The sequence below is a fragment of the Alcaligenes sp. 13f genome, from assembly GCF_020496585.1.
GTDB lineage: Bacteria > Pseudomonadota > Gammaproteobacteria > Burkholderiales > Burkholderiaceae_B > Alcaligenes > Alcaligenes phenolicus.
Genome location: NZ_JAHKKC010000027.1, coordinates 1 through 20360 on the forward strand (window position 1 = coordinate 1; position 20360 = coordinate 20360).

Sequence of the window (20360 nt, forward strand, 5' to 3'; positions counted from 1 at the left end):
AACGGCGCCGCTCAGTTCCTTATCGACGGTGATGGGTGGGGCGGGAGAGTTCTCGCGGTGTCGGTCCGGCATTGGCCGATAGTTCAGGATGTCCCTCCACCCCGACACCTTAACCATACAAGTTCAGAGTGCGCCCGGATGATGCCCTCGACAAGGGGACCGGTGCGCAGCACCGGCAAGTGCTCAAGCCCCTCCGGGTGCCCACCGCCCCCAAGGGCGTGCTCATTACTGGGTTCTACTCAATAATCAGCCCTGCCCCTCTCAAATAACGTTAATGCCATCAACGACAACAGATAACCACCAATCAGCAGTTCACAACTAATAACTGACAACTGACAACTGACAGAACATGCTGCCCTCAAACCATGCCCTCACTCCCCGATCAAACAAAAAAAAGCCCGGTTAAAAAACCGGGCCTTTTGTCAGCACGCCTTAAGGCGGCAAGCAGAGACTTACTTCTGCGGAGCGTACAAATACAACTCCACGCGGCGGTTCATGGCACGGCCTTCAGCCGTCGCATTATCCCCAATAGGAGCGTTCGGGCCACGGCCTTCTACCATCAAACGACCTTGTCCCACACCTTGCTGCGTCAGGTAATTCGTCACAGCGCTTGCGCGGTTAACCGACAAAGTTTGATTGGTCTGTGCCGACCCGGTGCTATCGGTATGACCGACAGCCTTGGCACGCAGCTCTGGATGCTGATTCATGGCGCGAGCCACACTATCCAGAACAGGCAGCAAAGCAGGCTTTAACTGATAATGGCCGGTATCAAACGACACACTGCTAGGAATATTGACCCGCAAGCTGCCATCGGGCATTTCGGTCACATCCACACCCAGGCCAGTTGCGCCAGACTGCTGAACATCCTTTTTAATGCCAGACCAGTTGTACGCTGCAATACCACCAGCCAGTGCACCGATACCTGCACCAATCATGGCGGCCTTGCTGCTATCACCAATCAAAGCCCCAAGACCAGCCCCCACAGCAGCGCCGCCACCCGCACCCACTGCGGTACGACCACCTGTGCTCATATTGTCCATCGTGCCGCAAGCGGCCAAAAGGGAAAGAGCACCAGCACATGCTGCTAATTTTGCAGAACGAATGGAAATTGTCATTATTGGCTCCGTAATCTCAAATTAAGTACCAGGACCGCTTGAATGCCTCCAATACTAGCAAGAGGCACCGCAAGCAGGTACTTCAAAACAGACTTCACTGCCTTCTTTAACAATTCTTGATCTTGCCAGCGACCACACAAACTGCAGTCACTGATTGCCTGGGGGCTAAGTACTTGAAAGCTTAGAACAACTCCGCACCCGAGTCGGCAACGACTTCTTTGTACTTCTTCAGATCATTGCTGACAAGCTCGCTGAATTCAGCCATGGTACCAGGCTGCACATCCGAGCCCATGGTAGCCAGTGCTTCACGCACGGCCGGGTCCATCAAAGCCTTGGAGTAAGCGGCATGCAGCTTGTCCAGCACAGGCTGTGGTGTACCGCCCGTAGCAAACACTCCAAACCAGGTGCCCAGATCAAAAGGCTTCACGCCAGCCTGCTCCATGGTGGGAACATCAGGCAGGAAGCTGGAACGCTCCAGAGTCGTCACAGCCAGGGCCTTGACGGTATCTGCCTTGATCAACGGCGCTGCCGAAGCCAGGTTATCAAACATGAAATGCACTTGGCCTGCCAGCAAGGCCGTTTTGGCAGGGTTGGCACCGGCGTAAGGCACATGCACGGAATTGATCTCGGCACGGGTGTTCAGGACCTCACCGGCCAGATGACCCGCACTGCCATTACCGCCCGAAGCAAAGTTCATTTGACCGGGATGCTCTTTGGCGTAGCTGATCAGATCCTGCACCGAAGCAATCTTGTTTTGTTCGGCAAACTCTTTGTTCACGATCAGAATGTTAGGCACCGAGGCAACCAGGGCGATAGGCGCAAAGCTCTCGACCGGGTCAAAAGGCACGGTCTTGTACAGCCAGGGGTTAATGGAGTTGATCGCCACCGCCCCCATCATCAGGGTATAGCCGTCCGGAGCGGCCTTGGCCACAATGCTGGCACCGATATTGCCACCCGCACCCGACTTGTTCTCCACCACAACCGTGCCCAGGTCGCCTTTGACGCGTTCAGCCAGCAAGCGAGCCATGCTGTCCAAAGGGCCACCCGGTGGATAAGGCACCACGAACTGGATAGGTTTGGAAGGATAAGCATCCTCCGCCATTACAGCCGGGGCAGCCATGACAGCCGCGACACCAGAGACAGCCAGCAGCCACTTACAGACTCGAAACATCACTTTTTTTCCTTGAAATAAAAATGCATATGGGCTGCACAAGGCAGCCCATACAGAGCAGCCACTGATCCTTAATGAATGATCTGGCTTAAGAACTCACGCGTTCTTTCACTGCGTGGCGAGTCAAAGAACTCATCAGGCGTATTTTGCTCGATGATTTCGCCCTGATCCATAAAAATGACCCGATCAGCCACTTTACGCGCAAAACCCATCTCGTGGGTCACGCACAACATCGTCATGCCGGTATGGGCCAGCTCGACCATCACTTCCAGCACTTCCTTGACCATTTCCGGGTCCAGCGCCGAGGTCGGCTCGTCAAACAGCATGATTTTAGGCTCCATGCACAGGGAACGTGCAATGGCCACGCGCTGTTGCTGTCCGCCAGAGAGCTGTCCGGGATACTTGTTGGCCTGCTCTGGAATACGTACACGCTCCAGATACTTCATGGCCAGCTCCTGAGCCTGGGCCTTGGTCTTGCGACGAACCCACATCGGCCCCAAAGTCAGGTTTTCCATCACGGTCAGGTGAGGAAACAGATTGAAGTGCTGAAACACCATGCCCACGTCACGCCGAATAGCCTCGACCTGACGCACATCGTTGGTGAGCTCTTCACCGGACACAATGATCTGCCCTTTCTGATGCTCTTCCAGGCGGTTAATGCAGCGAATCAGGGTGGACTTGCCCGAACCCGAAGGCCCACAAATAACGATGCGCTCGCCGGGGGCCACATCCAGATTGATATCGCGCAGCACATGGAACTGCCCGTACCATTTATTGACGTTCTTTAGCTGAATAATGGCGTCTGCCATGCAAAACTCCTTGTCTGGCCAGCAAAGCAATAGGTCTTAACCAAGGCTTTGCTACCTGTGTCAGCGTTCATAACCCGTTTGCAAACGTCGCTCCAGCGAACGACTGTAGCGAGAGATGGAGTAGCAGAACACAAAATAAATCAGTGCGATGAACAGATAGGCTTCCCGGCTAAAGCCGCGCCAGGCCGCATCGGCCAGGGCCACTTTGGCCGCCTGGGTCAAATCGAAAATACCGATAATCACGACCAGGGAGGTGTCCTTGAACAGGGAAATGAAAATGCCTACCAGTGGCGGGATCACGATCTTGAGCGCCTGCGGCAAGATGATCTGACGCATGGTGCGCCAGTAGCTCAAGCCCAGCGAAGCCGCGCCTTCATACTGTCCCTTGGGAATGGCTTGCAAGCCGCCCCGCACGGTTTCCGCGATATACGCCGCCGCAAACAAAATGATGGCGATCTGAGCACGCAGCAGCTTGTCGATGTTAAAGCCCTCGGGCATGAACAAAGGCAGCATTACCGAGGACATGAACAACAAGCTGATCAGCGGCACGCCACGAATCAGTTCGATGTAAACCACGCACACTGCCTTGACGGCCGGCAAGCGCGAGGTACGTCCCAAGGCCAGCAACAAGCCCAAAGGAAAGGCGAACGCGATGCCGAAGGTAGCCAGAATCAAGGTCAGCGGCAAACCGCCCCACAGGCTGTTTTCCACATAGCTCAGGCCCAGCACACCGCCCCACATTAAAATACCCACGACGGTCAGGCCAACCAGCCACATCACAGGCAGCCAGGGTTTCCAGAACCAACGCACGCAGCTGCACACGATCAGCAAGGTCAGCAGGATGGAGGCCAACAAGGGTCGCCATTGCTCGTCATAGGGATAGATGCCAAACAGGATCAGACGGTGCTTTTCACGAATGAAAGCCCAGCACGCACCCGCACTGGCCCGACAATCCTGCGCGGTTTGCGCATCGAAATTGGCCTTGATGAACAGCCAATCGATCATGGCTGGCACAGTCATCAAAAGCAGCCAGGCCGACAACACCGTCAAAATGGCGTTCAAGGGAGAGGAAAACAGGTTCTGGCGCAGCCAGCCCAGGGTGCCCCGCTGCAGTGGCGGTGGCCCGCTTACGGTGGATGTAGGCGTATGACTCATTTAGCGCTCCACCAAAGCAATTCGGTTGTTGTACCAGTTCATGAAGATCGAGATCGACAAGCTGACCGTCAGGTAAGCCGCCATGATGATCAAAATGCCTTCAATCGCCTGCCCTGTCTGGTTCAAGGTGGTGTTCACCACAGACACAATATCGGGATAGCCAATGGCCACGGCCAAGGAACTGTTTTTAGTCAGATTCAGGTACTGGCTGGTCATGGGAGGCACAATCACACGCAGAGCCTGGGGCAGAACCACCAGACGCATCATGCGGCCACGGGACAGACCCAGTGCCTGCGCCGCTTCCCATTGTCCTTTGCCCACGGCCTGAATACCGGAACGCACCACTTCCGCCACAAAGGCCGAGGTATAGGTAATCAAACCGGCCAGCAAGGCGGCAAACTCAGGCGATAAGGTTACGCCCCCTACAAAGTTGAAACCTTGCAGACGGGGCACATCCAGCGCCAAGGGTTCGGGGCTGATCAGCAAGGCCAGAACCGGCATCAGAACCAGCAGCAATATGCCAAAGCGAATGGTGGGGAAAGGACGGCCCGTTTTTTCCAGACGACGACGCGCCCAGTGCGCCATCAAGACCCACAGCACCACCGCCAGGCCCAGACCCATGAAGATCCAGTCCATGCCATCGCCCTGGAGGGTGGGCAGCTTCAAACCACGATTCGATAAAAATACGCCGCCCAGCGGATTCAAAGCCTGCCGCGGTCCGGGCAAGGTCTCGGTAATCAGGGCGTACCAGAAGAACAGTTGCAGCAGCAAAGGCACGTTACGCATCACTTCCACGTACAAGCCCGCCAGCCGGGAGACCAGCCAGTTCTTGGACAAGCGTGCAATGCCCAGCAAGGTGCCAAACACGGTGGCAGCAATAATGCCGATCACCGCCACTTTCAGCGTATTGACCAGACCGACCAGAATGGCCCGCCCATAAGTATCCGAGGGCTTATAAGCCAGTGCCGACTCGCCAATGGCAAAGCCAGCCTCTCGATTCAGGAAATCAAAGCCTGTAGAAATATTGCGAACAGCCAGGTTGTGCAAGGTATTGGAGACCAGATACCACACACAAAAGCCAAGCACACCCAAAATCAGCACCTGGTAAATAATGCCGCGTGTGAACGGATCATTCCAGGACAGGCGCCGTTTAGGGGGGGCTGGCGCGGCAGGTGTATTTTGTGCCATAGCGTAAAACCCGTGGATGCAGCACTACGCGTAGCCCTGCGAGGTGGCGCGCGTCTGGCCGAAGCCAGACGCAAGAACAAACAGCGAAGACCGAAATCTTAACGCACTGGCCAGCCGTACATCACACCACCGTCACGCCATTGCGCATTCAAACCGCGCTCCAGCTTCAAGGCGGTCGATTTACCCAGATTGCGCTCGAAGCTTTCGCCGTAGTTGCCGACCTGTTTAATTATGTTGTAGGCCCACTTGTTATCCAGCTTCAGACCTTTGCCCAGCTCGCCGGACACGCCCAGAATGCGCTGAATGTTCGGGTTATCGCTCTTGGTCTTTTCATCCACGTTCGCGCTGGTAATGCCATATTCTTCGGCTTCCAGCATGGCGTTCAGAGTCCAGCGCACCAGGGTGAACCAGTCCTCGTCGCCCTGACGCACGAATGGGCCCAGCGGCTCTTTGGAGAAATCCTCGGGCAGGATGTCGAACTCATCCGGCGTAGCCTGGGCGGCACGCATGGCTGCCAGCTGGGATTTATCGCTGGTAAAGCCGTCGCAACGACCGGAGGTAAAGGAGCGCATGGCTTCTTCAGGGTTGTTGATCACCACAGGGTTGAACTTGATCCCCTGACCACGGAACCAGTCCGCCAGGTTCAGCTCGGTCGTGGTGCCGGGCTGTACGCACACAGCGGCCCCATCCAGCTCTTTAGCGCTTTTCACGCCCAGGGATTTTTTCACCATCACGCCCTGGCTGTCATAGTAGTTAATGCCAGTGCTGACCAAACCCAAGGTCGTATCGCGAGAGATCGTCGCGGTGGTATTACGGGTCAGCACATCGACTTCACCCGATTGCAGGGCGGTAAAGCGCTGCTGAGTGGTCAAAGGCGTAACCTTGTATTTTTTGGCATCCCCAAAAACAGCAGCGGCGATCGCACTGCACATGTCCACGTCAATGCCGGACCAGACACCCTTACTGTCTGCCAGCGAGAATCCTGCAATACCGGTTGAGACACCGCACTGAACAAAGCCTTTCTTCTTCACCGAGTCCAGGGTTTCACCTGCCTGTGCATTAGCGGCCAAGGCCATCAACGCAACACTACATGCAATGGTTTTCACTAAGGTCATGGAATATCACCTCCTGTTTACTTTTGGTAAATGGATGCAGATTACAATTGCAGCTAAGCTGTGGTGTCCAATCGTAGAGCCAGACTGTCCAAACACAAATCGGGGGTTTCCCTCTAACAATCTGACTAATACTTTTACCTACGCCGACATTTTCATGCGAGCCCCGGCGGTCATCCCCAGGGGCTTTCCAAGCAGACTCCTCTTTAATTGTGCGTCGCGATGATCGAGTTCCAACACGTTTTTAAATCGTATGGCCGCAGTAAAAATATTCTAGCCGACATTAATTTTCGCATTGATGACGGCGAATTCATTTTTGTTTCCGGCCCCTCGGGAGCAGGTAAATCCACTTTATTGCGTCTGATCGGAGGCCTGGAGCTGCCTAGCCGTGGCTCGGTCCAGGTCAATGGACACAGGCTGGATAAGCTGCCGGCCCGCGCACGGCCGTATTTGCGACGCGCCGTAGGCGTGGTTTTACAAGATACGCACTTGCTGCAAGATCGCAGCGCCCTGGCCAATGTACTCCTGCCCCTGGCCGTCATGGGTCTGGAGCCCAGCACGGCGCAGGCACGTGCCCGCGCCGCCATGGAAAAAGTGGGCCTGCGTGGCAAAGAAGATTTAAAGCCGGTGGAAATGTCGGGGGGTGAACAACAACGGCTGGCGATTGCCCGCGCTATTGTGAATCGCCCGGCTATTTTGATTGCCGACGAACCCACTGCCAATTTGGACGCTGATAACGCCAAACGCATCATGGATGTATTGATGGACTTTAACCGGGTGGGTGTCACCACCTTGATTGCTTCGCACGATCTGAATTTGATGGCACGCTATGCACGTCGAACCCTGCTGATTCAGGACGGCCGTTTTTCCGATCACCCAGGAGTGCTGGCATGAGAACCTGGCTGCGTCATCATCAATACGCCTTTCTGGTGGCCCTGCGCCGCCTGAAAGTGCAACCCTTCTCCTCCCTGTCCAACCTGCTGGTCATTGCCTTGACCCTGGCTGTGCCCGTTCTGGGAGCCAGTATCTTGCTGGCCGCTCAACCTGTCGTACGCGAGATTCCGACCTCGCCCGAAATGACCGTGTTCATGAAGCAGAACAGCACGCTGGAACAGGCGCAAGCCTTCAGTCAGGCTGTGGGCAAAGAGTTTCAAACTGAACTGGCCCAGATCAGGCTGGTCAGCAAGGAGCAGGCGCTTAAACAATTGCAGAGTAATCCCAGTTGGACAGACGCCTTGGGCGCTTTGCCCAGCAACCCCTTGCCACACGCCATTGTGCTGACTCTGCATGAAACCCCGGACTTGGTGACGCGTGCCGACTCCCTGGCCAAGACCTTGCAAGGCCGCGAAGGCGTGGATAGCGTACTGCTGGATAGTGAATGGGTGCAGCGTCTGGCCGCGATTCTAAGCTTCATCCGTATTGGCTTATGGATTCTGATGGCAGGCGTGGGCGTAGTCGTGATTGCCACTGTGTTCAATACCGTCCGTCTGCAAGCCCTGAACCAACGTGAAGAAATTGCCGTGGCCCGTCTGGTCGGCGCCACCGAAGCCTTTGTACGCCGCCCCTTCCTGTATATGGGCGCGCTAACTGGCCTCACGGCCAGCGCTCTGGCATGCGGTCTGGCCTTGCTGGCACTGACCCCGCTGAACAAAGCTTTATCCAGTCTGGCCCAAAGCTATGGCGTCCAGTTGACGCTCCGGCTGCCGGAATTTTCTCTGTTGCTGACAGCGGCTATTTTGGTCGCCATTTTGGGCGCCCTGGCAGCACGCTGGTCTGTTACCCGTAGTACCCAATATTGATGTCACTTCCTGAACCCTGTCCCCAAGATCTGGCCGAAAAAGTGGTGGCCTGGCAAAAAACCTCCGGCCGCCACCACCTCCCTTGGCAGAACACGCAAGATCCTTACCGCGTCTGGCTTTCCGAAATCATGTTGCAGCAAACCCAGGTCGCTACCGTGCTGGGTTATTACAAGCGTTTTCTGGAACGCTTCCCCACCGTCAAGGATTTGGCCGAGGCCGAGCAAGATGAAGTCATGCCCTATTGGGCCGGGTTGGGCTACTACGCCCGCGCCCGTAACTTGCACCGCTGTGCCCGCGAGGTCATGGAGACATGGGGCGGCCGTTTTCCGGCTAATGCCACAGATCTGGCGACCTTACCCGGCATTGGTCGCTCTACCGCCTGTGCCATCGCCGCCTTCTGTTTTGGCGAGCGCAGCCCCATCATGGACGGCAACGTAAAACGTGTGTTCACGCGCTATTTCGGGATCTATGGGCCCACGCAGAAAAAGGCCGTGGAGAACGCCTTATGGGGCAAGGCAGATGAGGTCGTGGAACTTGCCCCCGCCAGCCTGGATATGGCGGCTTACACCCAAGGGCTGATGGACCTGGGCTCGCAATGCTGTACCCGCAGCAAGCCCACCTGTAGTCTCTGTCCGCTGCAAAGCGACTGCTACGCCCACACGCATCAGGCACAGTCCGAGCTGCCCAGCCCCAAAGAACGCATTCGTCAGGATGAGCGCTATGCGCATGTGCTGATTCTGGAACTGAATGGCCAGGTTTTACTGGAGCAACGTCCTGACAAGGGAATTTGGGGTGGTCTGCTCACCCTGCCCCAGTTTGATGATGCCATCAGCCTGCAAACGGCGGCACTGCATTGGTCTAACAAGGAGGCTATTGCGCTGGCCTCTTTCCAGCATGTGTTCTCGCACTTCAAGCTGCACATCACCCCTTGGTTACTGCAAGTCGATGAATCTGTACTGGCTGAGCCAGTGGCAGGCCAGCAATGGCAGGATCATGAAGCACTGGAGCAGACCGCTTTACCTGCGCCCATACGCAAGCTGCTGCTGGGTTTGTACCAGAGCAAGGATAGTGAACAGTTACTGCTAAGCTGATGCCAAGATCCCCGGCCTAATCCGGGGGGAGCGGCGCCTATGCAGGCCGCGCTGGCTTATCGTTGCTGATGCTCATCAGCATCCCGCAGGCTACACCCAAGGTCATCAGGGCCGTACCGCCATAGCTCAGGAACGGCAAAGGCACGCCCACCACGGGCAGAATTCCCGTCACCATGCCTATGTTCACGAACACATAAACGAACAGCATCATGGACATGGAACCGGCCAGCAGACGGCTGAATTGGGTGTGAGCCACAGCAGCAATCGACAAGCCGCGCAGGATCAACAAGGCGTACAGCACCAGCAGCATGATGCCGCCGTACAAACCGAATTCTTCGGCAAACACTGCAAAAATAAAGTCGGTTGTGCGCTCGGGCACGAAATCCAGATGGGACTGGGTGCCCATCATGTAGCCCTTGCCGTAAACACCACCAGAACCGATCGCAATCATGGACTGGATGGTATGGAACCCTCTACCCAAACGGTCACTACCGGGGTTCAGCAAGGTGCAGACACGGTGCTTTTGATAGTCGTGCAACACCACCCAATCCAGGTCAGGTACGCAGATATAGTCTTCGTAGTACAGCAAGGCGCTAATGCCCAGCACCAGCACCACCACAATGGGCACGATCAGCTTGAAGGACAGGCCTGCAAAGTAAATCACGCAGAAACCGGCCGCAAACACCAGCAAAGCCGTACCCAAATCCGGCTGACGCACGATCAGCAGGAACGGAATCATCAGCAAGATGCCTGCCACCATAAAGTCCAGCAGGCTCATCTTGGGCCGCTGATAGCGGTGGAAATACCAAGCCAACATCAAGGGCACGGAAATTTTGAGCATTTCCGAGGGCTGAATACGTGCCACCCCCAGGTCCAGCCAGCGCGTCGCGCCCTTGCTGGTTTCGCCAAAGAACTCCACCCCCAAAAGCAACACGACCCCGATCGAATACACCACTGGAGCCAGCTTCATCCACAAGGCAGGCGGAATCAGGGCGGCCAGCCACATCACACCAAAGGCCAACAGGAAATTACGCACCTGATCGGCAAAGCGCCAGTCTGTACCGCCCACAGCGGAATGCATGACGGTCATGCCCAGCGCAGCCATCAGCACCAGCAAAAGCAGCAAAGGCCAATCAAAGGCGGTGACGGCTCTCAGGCCCAGTTGCAAAAGTCGCTTCATTGCATCTGCCCTCGTTCCACCAACCAGTAATCAAAGACCTTGCGCACAATCGGTGCCGCAACCGAACCACCCCAACCTGCGTTTTCCACGATCAGGGCAACAGCAATTTTGGGGTTCTCTGCCGGGGCGTAGGACATGAACAAGGCGTGGTCGCGCAAACGCTCATCAATGGCGTTGGCGTTGTACTTGGCACCGCGCAAGCTAAAGACCTGTGCCGTACCCGTTTTGCCAGCAGCCTGATACGCCGCACCCGCAAAAGCCCGGCGGGCGGTACCCAAACGCACCACATCCACCAGAGCACGTTTGACCACATCCACATTGGCCTGCTTCAGGGGGATCAGCTTGGCATCAATACGCACGGGCTGTTCAATTTCCGGATCATGGGGGCTGAGTGTCTGGGTGACCAGATGCGGAGGCCGCACAATGCCATTGCTGGCCAACACGGCAGTCGCATGGGCCAGTTGCAGCACAGTAAACGAGTTATAGCCCTGGCCCACGGCCACCGAGATGCTTTCCCCTGCATACCAGCGCTGTTGGGCCGGTTTTTTGTAGGCCTGACGTTTCCATTCAGTAGAAGGCAGAATGCCTTGGCGCTCGCCATCCAGGTCAATACCCGTCTGCTGGCCAAAGCCAAACTGCTTCATGAAATCATGCAGATTATCAACGCCAATTTCTGGGCCCAATGAGTAGAAATAGGTATCGGAGGACACCACCAAGGCGCGGTGCATGTCGGTAGAGCCATACACAGCGCCACCTGCGTTACGGAAACGCTGACCACCAAACTCAAAGTAGCCAGGGTCAGAAATACGGTCCGTCGCCTTGCGCTTGCCGGTTTCCAAAGCAGCCAAGGCCACAAAGGGCTTGTAAGTCGAACCGATAGGATAGGTGCCGTACAGTGGGCGGTTAATCAGCGGGTGGTCGGGCGAATCATTCAGCTTGCGCCAGTTCTCTACGTCTATACCGTCAATAAACAGGTTCGGGTCGAAAGACGGGGCCGACACGAAAGCCAGCACTTCGCCAGTGCTGGGCTCGATCGCCACCAGCGCACCGCGTCGTCCTGCAAACAGGGCTTCAGCCATTTTCTGCAAGCCAATATCCAGCGACAAGCGCAAGCTGGCACCCGGTACGGGGTCGACCCGGCTCAAGGTACGTACTGGACGGCCCGAAGCAGCCACTTCCACTTCCTCGATCCCTGTGCGACCGTGCAGGGTCTTTTCCCAGGTTTTCTCGATCCCTTTTTTGCCAATGACCTGCGTGCCACGGTAGTTACCAGTTTGCCCGGTTTCTTCCAGGCGCTGCTGATCGCCCTCGGAAATACGGCCCACATAACCCAGCACGTGCGCCGCCGCCTCGCCTTGCGGATATTCGCGCACCCAGCGAGCCTGCAAGGTCACACCCGGGAACTTGAAAGCATGGGCAGCAAACCAGGCGGCTTCATCATCGCTCAGGTTATTGCGCAACAGAATTTCAGAATATCGACTGTTTTGCGCGACGTTCTGCTTGAATCGACGACGATCACGTGGACTTAGCTCCACCAGCTCGCCGACACGATCCAGCATATCGTCTACCGGCTCGCCCAGACTGGCGGGTACGGCCGACAAGGTATAGTCCCGATAATTACGGGCCAGCACCTCGCCATTGCGGTCCAGAATCTCGCCTCGACGAGGGGTAATCGGGATAACAGCAATACGGTTTTGATCGGCTCGGGCGGCAAAGCCTTCGTAGCGCACCACTTGCAAGTACCACAAGCGCACGCCCAGCACCCCTAACAGTACGCAGGCCAGAACGGCCGCTACCAAAGCGCGAAACAGGATGCGCTGGCGCAACTGATGCGAAGTTTTTTTGAATTCAAACATGGCCGCCCTACCCGTCAGGACGAACCGGAGTCGGACTCGTCCAGACGTCGCTGCGGCAAGAACAGCACGCTATCGGCCAGCGGCCACAGGGCGGCGGTCAACAAGGCGCCTCCGGCCCACTCCCAGCCAGACCACTCCCCTACCAGCCAGGCGTGCAGAACCCGCACAATCAACTGGGCCAGCAGCATGACAACTGCCATGTGCAAGAAGTGAGTCCACATGCCAAAGTTCAGGATGCGCTTGCGCAGCAGCAATGCGCCGTACACGACCAGAATATAGGCCAGGGCATGCTCGCCCAGCAGACTGCCATCGTGCACATCCACCAGAATGCCCACAATAAATGCCAGTGACATGGGAACACGGCGCGGCTCGTGTACAGCCCAGAAGGCCAGCACCAGCATCAACAGATCGGGCGCAAAGGGCAGCAGGCGCCAGGGCAGCATGGAAACCAGCCACATCAACAGAATCGAGCCCCACACCAACCAGGGACTGGAAGCGCGCGAAAACGGGCTGCTATCAATAGGCTGCAAACTACTCAAGGATGAGGACCGGGTTTTACGGCCAGAGGTGTCCGAGGACTCAGCGCGTCGCATCATTGGCATCGTCCTGTTCAAGAGGGCGCTCGCTCTCGGGCACTAGCAAAATCAGAAAATGGCGATAACGCTCGGGGTGCGACAAAGGCGTCACCAAGGCCAGCGCAAAACCGGACGCATCATCGCGCTCGATACTGCTGACCATGCCCACCGGCAGACCGGCAGGGAACAAGCCCCCGATACCGCTGGTGATCAAGGTATCGTTCGGCTCCAGATCCACATCAGCCGTCAGAAAACGCACTTCCACTTTGCCACCGGGGTTGCCACCGAAGGCAATCAAACGCAGACCATTGCGCAACACCTGTACCGGCACCGAGACTTTATCGTCCGTGATCAGCGCAGCTTCCGAGGTAAAGCGCGTGACACGCACCACCTGGCCAACCACGCCGCCTTCGTCAATAACCGGCATACCGGGTCGAATGCCGCTGGCCGAGCCTTTATTGAAGATCAGGTGACGGGCGTACCCATTAGGCGGTTCGTACAGAACCTCTACCGCGACAGACGGTTGGGTAACCGTATCGGCCACTTGCAGCAAACGGCGCAGCTGCTCGTTCTCAGCAGACAGCTGGGCGGCATGGGTAGACAACTGAGCCAGCTCGATACGCTGGCGTTGCAAGGCTTCTTTTTCGGAACGGGCGGTGGAGGCCGCGTCGGTCCAGCTGCTGAAATAAGTAACCAGATCACGAGGGGCCAGCATGACACGCTGAAAGGGATACAGCACAGTGGCCACGGCCTGCCGCACGGGTTCGAGCACCGCATAACGAGCGTCAGTAATCAACAAGCCCACAGCCAGCACCAAAAGAGCGGCCAGACGCAGCTCAGCTGATGAGCCGCGCCTAAATAGCCGGATGGAGCCTTGTTCTCGCATTACTCAAGCACTCGATCGCTTGCCCCCACAGGCAGACACTGCCGTGAAGGCCAAGCAAAGATCAATCGTAAATGAATACGGACTCCAGACGCTCCAGATGTTCCAGAGCCTCACCGCAACCCCGTACCACGCAGGTCAGAGGATCTTCAGCCACCACGACGGGCAAGCCGGTCTCTTCTTGCAGCAGACGGTCCAGGTCATGAACCAGAGCACCACCACCTGTCAGGACGATGCCCTTGTCAGTGATGTCCGCACCCAGTTCTGGAGGAGTTTGTTCCAGAGCGGTTTTAACCGCGGAAACGATTTGATTCAAGGGATCGGTAAGCGATTCCAGAATCTCGTTGGACGACACCGTGAAACTGCGTGGCACCCCTTCGGACAAATTACGACCCTTGACTTCAATCTCGCGAATTTCAGTGCCAGGGAATGCGGAACCGATCTCTTTTTTGATCAATTCAGCCGTAGGTTCACCAATTAGCATTCCGTAATTGCGACGGATGTAATTAATAATGGCTTCGTCAAACTTGTCGCCACCGACGCGAACCGATCCTTTATAGACCATACCGCCTAAAGAGATCACTGCCACTTCGGTTGTACCACCACCGATATCCACCACCATGGAGCCGCTGGCATCGGACACGGCCAGGCCTGCACCGATCGCGGCCGCCATGGGCTCTTCAATCAGGTAGACCTTGCTGGCGCCAGCGCCCAGAGCAGATTCTTTGATGGCACGGCGTTCCACCTGGGTGGAGCCGCAAGGCACACACACGATAATGCGTGGGCTGGGAGCAAACATGCTGCGTGGGTGAACCATGCGGATGAACTGCTTGAGCATTTGCTCGGTAACCGTAAAGTCCGCGATCACACCATCCTTCATGGGCCGGATGGCTTCAATATTGCCAGGCACCCGACCCAGCATTTGCTTGGCCTCCTGCCCAACGGCCTGAATGATTTTTTTACCATTAGGTCCACCTTCATGGCGGATGGCTACAACGGACGGTTCATCCAGTACGATACCCTTGCCGCGTACATAGATAAGGGTATTGGCCGTACCGAGGTCGATTGCCATATCGCTGGAAAAGTAACTGCGTAGGAATCCGAACATGGGCGCGCAAAGTGTAAAGTGTTTGGGGAAAAGGCAGGTAAATTCGGCGCGGAACTCAAGCGTAAAACGACAGGCACAAGAACCAGGCAACGAATTCAAAAATACCTGGGAAGGAAACGGTCAATGATAACTTATAATTGCTCTACATTAGGACTGTTTTAATGGTCAGTTAAGTTCTGTAACCCCCGCATTTGCTGTAAAAGTGCCAAACTGTCCCTAACTGACGGATTTCCGCTTTTTTTTATTACTCATTTTCCAGTACCCACCCACATGTCTATCACTGAACAGGATGTTGCCCGTATAGCGCAACTGGCGCGCCTTGATCTTTCTGCTGAACAAGCCTCCCAGGTCGAGCACGATTTGACGCGCATCCTGGGCCTGATCCAGACCTTGCAAACCGTTGATACTCAAGGCGTTGAGCCCATGGCCCACCCTTTGTCCGCCCGCCAGCAGATCAGTCTGCGTCTGCGCGAGGACAAGGCCCTGCCTTCCGGAACGGTAGAAAGCCGCCAGGCCATGATGCGCAACGCCCCCGCCGAGCAGGATGGCCTGTTTCTGGTGCCCACGGTCATCGAATAAAGCAAAACCATGTCTTTTACCCCTGAATTCGCGACTATTGCAGCGCTGCGCCAAGCTCTGCAAAACAAAACCGTCAGTGCCCGCGAGCTGGCCCAGCAAGCCCTGGACAACAGCGCACGTCAAAAAGAGCTCAATGCCTTTGTGCAGCAGGACGCTGCCCTGACCCTGGCCCAAGCCGATGCTGCTGACGCCCTGATTGCTCAAGGCAAGGCCGGTCCACTGACCGGCATCCCTATCGCCCACAAAGATTTGTTTGTCACCAAGGATTGGCAGACCACCGCCTGCAGCAAAATGCTGGAAGGCTACGTCAGCCCCTTTGACGCCACGGTCGTGACCAAGCTGCAGGCAGCCGGTGCTGTCTCGCTGGGCAAGCTGAACTGTGACGAGTTCGCCATGGGCTCGCGCAACGAAAGCTCGGTGTTTGGCCCCGTGCGCAACCCTTGGGATCACTCCATGGTGCCCGGTGGCTCCTCGGGTGGTTCTGCCGCCGCTGTCGCTGCTGGCCTGGTAGCGGGTGCGACTGCAACCGATACCGGTGGTTCGATTCGCCAGCCTGCCGCCCTGTGTGGTGTCAGCGGCATCAAGCCCACCTACGGCACGATTTCCCGCTTCGGCATTATTGCCTACGGCTCCAGCCTGGATCAGGCCGGCCCGATCGCCCGCAATGCACGCGACTTGCTGGACCTGCTGGAGAACATGTGTGGTTTCGACCCGCAAGACGCCACCAGCCTGGAATTTTGCGACGACCAGCCCAATAACGGCGCGCGCATTCGTCAGCAATTTGAACAGCAACAGGCTCAACAAGAAGCCCAAGGCAGCCAGCCACTGAAAGGCCTGCGTATTGGTGTGCCCGCCCAGTTCTTTGGCCCCGGCCTGGACCCGGTCGTTGCCGACGCCATTGAAGCCGCCCTGAAAACCTACGAAAGCCTGGGTGCAGAGCGCGTCACCGTGCAACTGCCCCTGACAGAGCTGTCTGTCCCTACTTATTACGTCATCAGCCCCGCTGAGGCCTCCACCAACCTGTCGCGCTTTGACGGCGTACGCTTTGGCCACCGCGCCAGCCAGTACACCGATCTGAACAGCATGATTTCGCGCTCGCGCTCGGAAGGCTTTGGCCCTGAAGTGGTACGCCGCATCCTGGTCGGCACTTATGTGCTCTCGCATGGCTACTACGACGCCTACTATCTGCAAGCCCAACGCGTGCGCCGCATGATTGTGGACGACTTCCAGAAAGTCTTTGAACAGTGCGACCTGATCCTGGGCCCCGTCACACCGGCTCTGGGCCGCAAGCTGGGTGCCACCATCGAGGATCCCACCACCGATTGGCTGGGCGACGTCTACACACTGGGCGTGAGCCTGGCCGGCCTGCCCGCCATGTCCATTCCTTGCGGATTCAGCAAGGATGAGCGCCCCCTGCCCATCGGCCTGCAAATCATTGGCAACTACTTCCGTGAAGGCCAGTTGCTGGCCTTTGCCGACCGCTTCCAGCAAGTCACCGACTGGCATCAACGTCAACCAGGACAACAATAATGGAATGGGAAATTGTGATCGGGCTGGAAACTCATACCCAGCTCTCGACCGAATCCAAAATCTTCTCCAGCAGCAGCACTCGCTTTGGCGCCTTGCCCAACACGCAAGCCAACGAAGTCGATATGGCCTTGCCCGGCGCTCTGCCTGTCTTTAACCGTGGCGCTGCCGAACGGGCAATTCGCCTGGGTCTGGCCGTAGGCGGCCACATTGCGCCGCGCTCCGTGTTCGAGCGCAAGAACTACTTCTATCCGGATCTGCCCAAGAACTACCAGATCAGTCAGATGGAAATTCCCGTCGTCAGCGGCGGTACGGTCAGCTTCATGCTGGACGGTGAAGAAAAAACCATCAATCTGACTCGCGCGCACCTGGAAGAGGATGCCGGTAAATCCCTGCATGAAAACTTCCGTGGTCCTTACGGCGAGTCCAGCACCGGGATCGACTTGAACCGCGCAGGCACTCCGCTGCTGGAAATCGTGTCCGAACCTGAAATGCGCTCGGCGGCTGAAGCCGTGGGCTATGCACGCGCCCTGCACAGCCTGGTAGTCTGGCTGGGCATTTGCGACGGCAATATGCAGGAAGGCTCTTTCCGTGTGGATGCCAACGTATCGGTACGCCCCAAAGGCCAGAAAGAATTTGGCACTCGCTGCGAACTGAAGAACATCAACTCCTTCCGCTTCCTGGAACGTGCCATTCAATACGAAGCACGCCGCCAGATCGAGCTGATCGAAGACGGTGGCAAAGTCATCCAGGAAACGCGCCTGTACGACTCGGACCGTGACGAGACCCGCAGCATGCGCAGCAAGGAAGACGCACACGATTACCGCTACTTCCCCGATCCTGACCTGCCACCTCTGTTTATCAGTGAAGAGTGGATCGAACAGGTCCGTCAGGACATGCCTGAACTGCCCGCCCAGAAACTGGCTCGCTTCGAGCAAGAGTTTGAACTGAGCCGTTACGACGCCTCGCAACTGACGGTAGATCGTGCAACGGCCGACTTCTTCGAAGCCATCTTGCAAGCGGGCTCCAAGGCGAACGCGAAACTGGCCGCCAACTGGATTCTGGGCGAACTGTCGGCTGCCTTGAACCGTGAAGAGCTGAACATTGAGCAGTCCAAAGTCAGCCCAGCACAATTGGCTCAGCTGATTGCCCGTATTGCTGACGGCACCATCTCCAACAAGATTGCCCGTGACGTGTTTGCGGCACAGTGGGATGGCGAGCTCAATGGCGATGTGGATGCCATTATCGACGCCCGTGGCCTGAAGCAGATCAATGACGTAGGTGCCATTGAGGCCATGGTGGACGAAGTACTGGCCGCCAACCCCAGCATCGTCGAGCAGCACCGTGCCGGCAAGCCAAAAGCCTTCAACGCCTTGGTCGGTCAGGTGATGAAGGTTGCCAAGGGCAAGGCCAATCCGCAGCAGATCAACGAAATGCTCAAGCAAAAGCTGGACGCCTAAGTCCGGACTCTGCGCTTGGCGGATACAAAAACACCAGGCCAAGGCCTGGTGTTTTTTTACTGCTGAACTCTGCTTAACAAACGCAGATGATCAGACACCGTAGCGGTCGCGGTAGGCTTTCACTTGAGGAGCATGAGCCGCCAAGGTGGTATCGTCCGCCAGCACCGCCATGATGTCAGCCAAAGAGGCAATGCTGATCACAGGAATACCGTAAGTCTGTTCCACTTCCTGCACTGCAGAATGCGCGGACAGTTCCTGATCGTTACCGGCGCGCTCCATGCGATCCAGAGCAATCAGCACCGCGGCAGGTTCTGCACCTGCGGCCTTGATGATCTGCATGGATTCACGCACGGACGTACCCGCTGTGATCACGTCATCAATAATCACGACCTTGCCTTGCAAAGGAGCGCCCACCAAGGTGCCGCCTTCGCCGTGGTCTTTGGCTTCCTTGCGGTTGAAAGCAAAAGGCACATCACGCTCACCGATTTGCGGGTGCTCAGCCAGGGCAATCGAGGTTGCGGCAGCCAGAGGAATCCCCTTGTAGGCGGGACCAAACAGCATGTCAAAAGACACGCCCGAATCCAGCAAAGCCTGAGCATAGAAACGGGCCAGCTGACCCACACTACGTCCCGTATTGAACAGGCCGGCATTGAAGAAGTAAGGGCTCAAACGGCCAGACTTGACCTTGAATTCCCCAAAGCGCAGCACTCCCTGTTCCAGGGAAAAGCGCACAAAATTGCGACGATTATCGTTATTAGCCGACATGACAGAGTATGAAAAAGATAGAGACGAAAAGCATTTTAGCGTGATGTGAGCCATCACTTGGCAGGTTCGGCCAGTTCTTCCAGCAAGAAGTCGATAAAACTGCGCACTTTAGGTGTCAAATAGCGACGGCTGGCATAGACGGCATGCAGCTGCTGCAGCTCTTCGGTGTAATCGGGCAACAGGCGAATCAGCCGACCACTTTCCAGATCATCCATCACCAGCCACTCCGGCAAATAGGCCAGCCCTGCTCCACCCAACGCACTGTAATAAGTCAGATTGGTGTTATCCGAACGCATGAAAGGATTCAGGCGCAAGGACTCCGGCCCGTCCGGCCCCAAAAATTCAAAACTGGGCTGCTGTAAATAACTGGGGCTGATAGCCGGCAGACGCATCACCTCCGCACAGTTACGCGGCATGCCGTGCTGGGCCACAAACTCCGGGCTGGCCACCAGATGAAAGGGCGTGGGGCAAATAAGACGTGCAATCTGATGCGGCGCAGGCTCGCGCATCACCCGCAAGGCCAGGTCAAAACCTTCCGCCACCAAATCCACTTTATGATTGCTCAGGCTCATGTCCAGAGTCACTTCCGGAAAGCGCGTTTGGTAATCCTGCAACAGCTGCGCCACTTTGCGGTTGGCAAACCATACGGGGGCCGTCACTCTCAACACACCTTGGGGCTGATGCTCAGAACCCGACAATGCCTGCTGTCCGCGCTCCAGGGTATCGAGTGCCTGCAAGCAATAATCAAAGTAGGTTTGCCCCAACTCCGTCAGGCTCAAACGACGGCTGCTGCGATGGAGCAAGCGGGCGCCCAGCTGTTTTTCCAGATTGGCCAGGTGCTTGCTGACCATGGGCGCAGACATATCCAAGCGTTGCGCCGCCGCTGCAAAGCTGCCCGCTGCGACGATTTCCCGGAACACCCGCAAACTCTGAATCGTATCCATGCTTTCCTAATAAGAAAGTATCTAATGAAAATAGGCCTGTTTA

At 56.6% G+C, this 20360-nt stretch carries 19 protein-coding genes; 6 read left to right on the forward strand and 13 right to left on the reverse strand.

Annotation, left to right across the window (positions count from 1 at the left end):
- Window positions 1-452: 452 nt before the first annotated feature.
- The 6 genes from KOE80_RS17515 to KOE80_RS17540 all read right to left on the reverse strand — a co-directional run bounded on the left by KOE80_RS17515 (window position 453) and on the right by KOE80_RS17540 (window position 6553).
- Window positions 453-1031, reverse strand: a complete 579-nt coding sequence (locus KOE80_RS17515) for an OmpA family protein (protein ID WP_088453170.1) — start codon at window positions 1029-1031, stop codon at window positions 453-455.
- A gap of 265 nt (window positions 1032-1296) precedes the next feature.
- Window positions 1297-2286, reverse strand: coding sequence for a Bug family tripartite tricarboxylate transporter substrate binding protein (locus tag KOE80_RS17520; RefSeq protein ID WP_026484425.1), 990 nt, complete (start codon window positions 2284-2286; stop codon window positions 1297-1299).
- Window positions 2287-2357: 71 nt separating this feature from the next.
- The gene (locus KOE80_RS17525) at window positions 2358-3095 is read right to left on the reverse strand and encodes an amino acid ABC transporter ATP-binding protein (protein WP_060186656.1); all 738 of its coding nucleotides are present in this window, start codon (window positions 3093-3095) and stop codon (window positions 2358-2360) included.
- Between the two features lie 60 nt (window positions 3096-3155).
- On the reverse strand, window positions 3156-4250 hold the full coding sequence (locus tag KOE80_RS17530; protein ID WP_009460546.1) for an amino acid ABC transporter permease: 1095 nt from the start codon (window positions 4248-4250) through the stop codon (window positions 3156-3158).
- Window positions 4251-5438: an amino acid ABC transporter permease gene (locus KOE80_RS17535; RefSeq protein ID WP_022983606.1), complete on the reverse strand. Its 1188-nt coding sequence runs from the start codon at window positions 5436-5438 to the stop codon at window positions 4251-4253.
- Window positions 5439-5536: 98 nt separating this feature from the next.
- Window positions 5537-6553, reverse strand: a complete 1017-nt coding sequence (locus KOE80_RS17540; protein ID WP_035270417.1) for an amino acid ABC transporter substrate-binding protein — start codon at window positions 6551-6553, stop codon at window positions 5537-5539.
- 219 nt (window positions 6554-6772) lie between these two features.
- Between KOE80_RS17540 and KOE80_RS17545 the strand changes: the two genes are divergently transcribed.
- The 3 genes from KOE80_RS17545 to mutY are packed head-to-tail and all read left to right on the forward strand — an operon-like array spanning window position 6773 to window position 9440.
- A complete protein-coding gene (locus tag KOE80_RS17545; protein ID WP_009460544.1) occupies window positions 6773-7444 on the forward strand; it encodes a cell division ATP-binding protein FtsE in 672 nt (223 codons plus the stop codon).
- Entirely contained in the window at window positions 7441-8349 is a 909-nt protein-coding gene (locus tag KOE80_RS17550) for a cell division protein FtsX (RefSeq protein ID WP_009460542.1), read from the forward strand. Before KOE80_RS17545 ends, KOE80_RS17550 begins: the two co-directional genes overlap by 4 nt.
- Complete coding sequence (mutY, locus tag KOE80_RS17555) at window positions 8349-9440, forward strand: A/G-specific adenine glycosylase (RefSeq protein WP_226349612.1); 1092 nt, start codon at window positions 8349-8351, stop codon at window positions 9438-9440. Before KOE80_RS17550 ends, mutY begins: the two co-directional genes overlap by 1 nt.
- A 37-nt stretch (window positions 9441-9477) precedes the next feature.
- Here mutY and rodA read toward each other — a convergent pair whose 3' ends face one another.
- From rodA to KOE80_RS17580, 5 genes are all read right to left on the reverse strand, one after another.
- Window positions 9478-10620, reverse strand: a complete 1143-nt coding sequence (rodA, locus tag KOE80_RS17560) for a rod shape-determining protein RodA (protein ID WP_035270410.1) — start codon at window positions 10618-10620, stop codon at window positions 9478-9480.
- On the reverse strand, window positions 10617-12476 hold the full coding sequence (mrdA, locus tag KOE80_RS17565) for a penicillin-binding protein 2 (protein WP_035270408.1): 1860 nt from the start codon (window positions 12474-12476) through the stop codon (window positions 10617-10619). Before mrdA ends, rodA begins: the two co-directional genes overlap by 4 nt.
- 14 nt (window positions 12477-12490) lie before the next feature.
- Window positions 12491-13072 carry a rod shape-determining protein MreD gene (mreD, locus tag KOE80_RS17570; RefSeq protein WP_080748006.1) on the reverse strand — a complete coding sequence of 194 codons (582 nt, stop codon included), beginning with the start codon at window positions 13070-13072 and terminating at the stop codon, window positions 12491-12493.
- Complete coding sequence (mreC, locus tag KOE80_RS17575) at window positions 13056-13937, reverse strand: rod shape-determining protein MreC (protein WP_009460381.1); 882 nt, start codon at window positions 13935-13937, stop codon at window positions 13056-13058. Before mreC ends, mreD begins: the two co-directional genes overlap by 17 nt.
- A gap of 61 nt (window positions 13938-13998) precedes the next feature.
- A complete protein-coding gene (locus KOE80_RS17580; protein ID WP_003801946.1) occupies window positions 13999-15042 on the reverse strand; it encodes a rod shape-determining protein in 1044 nt (347 codons plus the stop codon).
- 270 nt (window positions 15043-15312) lie between these two features.
- On the opposite strand from KOE80_RS17580, the gene gatC reads away from it, so the two are divergent.
- From gatC to gatB, 3 genes are read left to right on the forward strand one after another with little or no spacing between them, the layout of a single operon-like run.
- On the forward strand, window positions 15313-15621 hold the full coding sequence (gene gatC, locus KOE80_RS17585; RefSeq protein ID WP_003801948.1) for an Asp-tRNA(Asn)/Glu-tRNA(Gln) amidotransferase subunit GatC: 309 nt from the start codon (window positions 15313-15315) through the stop codon (window positions 15619-15621).
- A gap of 9 nt (window positions 15622-15630) precedes the next feature.
- A complete protein-coding gene (gene gatA / locus KOE80_RS17590; RefSeq protein ID WP_035270405.1) occupies window positions 15631-17151 on the forward strand; it encodes an Asp-tRNA(Asn)/Glu-tRNA(Gln) amidotransferase subunit GatA in 1521 nt (506 codons plus the stop codon).
- The gene (gatB, locus tag KOE80_RS17595) at window positions 17151-18608 is read left to right on the forward strand and encodes an Asp-tRNA(Asn)/Glu-tRNA(Gln) amidotransferase subunit GatB (RefSeq protein WP_035270404.1); all 1458 of its coding nucleotides are present in this window, start codon (window positions 17151-17153) and stop codon (window positions 18606-18608) included. Before gatA ends, gatB begins: the two co-directional genes overlap by 1 nt.
- A gap of 90 nt (window positions 18609-18698) precedes the next feature.
- Here the strand turns inward: gatB and pyrE are convergent, their stop codons facing one another.
- Together pyrE and KOE80_RS17605 are read right to left on the reverse strand one after the other, a co-directional pair.
- Window positions 18699-19373 carry an orotate phosphoribosyltransferase gene (pyrE, locus tag KOE80_RS17600; protein WP_009460379.1) on the reverse strand — a complete coding sequence of 225 codons (675 nt, stop codon included), beginning with the start codon at window positions 19371-19373 and terminating at the stop codon, window positions 18699-18701.
- Window positions 19374-19426: 53 nt separating this feature from the next.
- On the reverse strand, window positions 19427-20317 hold the full coding sequence (locus tag KOE80_RS17605; RefSeq protein WP_226349613.1) for a LysR family transcriptional regulator: 891 nt from the start codon (window positions 20315-20317) through the stop codon (window positions 19427-19429).
- Between the last annotated feature and the right edge of the window lie 43 nt (window positions 20318-20360).

What these genes read in the sequence shown, in the direction of transcription:
- mrdA (WP_035270408.1), bottom strand. Translation starts at nt 12,476, where the DNA reads ATGTTTGAATTCAAAAAAACTTCGCATCAGTTGCGCCAGCGCATCCTG.
- KOE80_RS17540 (WP_035270417.1), bottom strand. Translation starts at nt 6,553, where the DNA reads ATGACCTTAGTGAAAACCATTGCATGTAGTGTTGCGTTGATGGCCTTG.
- gatA (WP_035270405.1), top strand. Translation starts at nt 15,631, where the DNA reads ATGTCTTTTACCCCTGAATTCGCGACTATTGCAGCGCTGCGCCAAGCT.
- mreD (WP_080748006.1), bottom strand. Translation starts at nt 13,072, where the DNA reads ATGATGCGACGCGCTGAGTCCTCGGACACCTCTGGCCGTAAAACCCGG.
- mreC (WP_009460381.1), bottom strand. Translation starts at nt 13,937, where the DNA reads ATGCGAGAACAAGGCTCCATCCGGCTATTTAGGCGCGGCTCATCAGCT.
- KOE80_RS17545 (WP_009460544.1), top strand. Translation starts at nt 6,773, where the DNA reads ATGATCGAGTTCCAACACGTTTTTAAATCGTATGGCCGCAGTAAAAAT.
- pyrE (WP_009460379.1), bottom strand. Translation starts at nt 19,373, where the DNA reads ATGTCGGCTAATAACGATAATCGTCGCAATTTTGTGCGCTTTTCCCTG.
- KOE80_RS17535 (WP_022983606.1), bottom strand. Translation starts at nt 5,438, where the DNA reads ATGGCACAAAATACACCTGCCGCGCCAGCCCCCCCTAAACGGCGCCTG.
- mutY (WP_226349612.1), top strand. Translation starts at nt 8,349, where the DNA reads ATGTCACTTCCTGAACCCTGTCCCCAAGATCTGGCCGAAAAAGTGGTG.
- KOE80_RS17520 (WP_026484425.1), bottom strand. Translation starts at nt 2,286, where the DNA reads ATGTTTCGAGTCTGTAAGTGGCTGCTGGCTGTCTCTGGTGTCGCGGCT.
- gatB (WP_035270404.1), top strand. Translation starts at nt 17,151, where the DNA reads ATGGAATGGGAAATTGTGATCGGGCTGGAAACTCATACCCAGCTCTCG.
- KOE80_RS17550 (WP_009460542.1), top strand. Translation starts at nt 7,441, where the DNA reads ATGAGAACCTGGCTGCGTCATCATCAATACGCCTTTCTGGTGGCCCTG.
- KOE80_RS17525 (WP_060186656.1), bottom strand. Translation starts at nt 3,095, where the DNA reads ATGGCAGACGCCATTATTCAGCTAAAGAACGTCAATAAATGGTACGGG.
- KOE80_RS17605 (WP_226349613.1), bottom strand. Translation starts at nt 20,317, where the DNA reads ATGGATACGATTCAGAGTTTGCGGGTGTTCCGGGAAATCGTCGCAGCG.
- rodA (WP_035270410.1), bottom strand. Translation starts at nt 10,620, where the DNA reads ATGAAGCGACTTTTGCAACTGGGCCTGAGAGCCGTCACCGCCTTTGAT.
- gatC (WP_003801948.1), top strand. Translation starts at nt 15,313, where the DNA reads ATGTCTATCACTGAACAGGATGTTGCCCGTATAGCGCAACTGGCGCGC.
- KOE80_RS17515 (WP_088453170.1), bottom strand. Translation starts at nt 1,031, where the DNA reads ATGAGCACAGGTGGTCGTACCGCAGTGGGTGCGGGTGGCGGCGCTGCT.
- KOE80_RS17530 (WP_009460546.1), bottom strand. Translation starts at nt 4,250, where the DNA reads ATGAGTCATACGCCTACATCCACCGTAAGCGGGCCACCGCCACTGCAG.
- KOE80_RS17580 (WP_003801946.1), bottom strand. Translation starts at nt 15,042, where the DNA reads ATGTTCGGATTCCTACGCAGTTACTTTTCCAGCGATATGGCAATCGAC.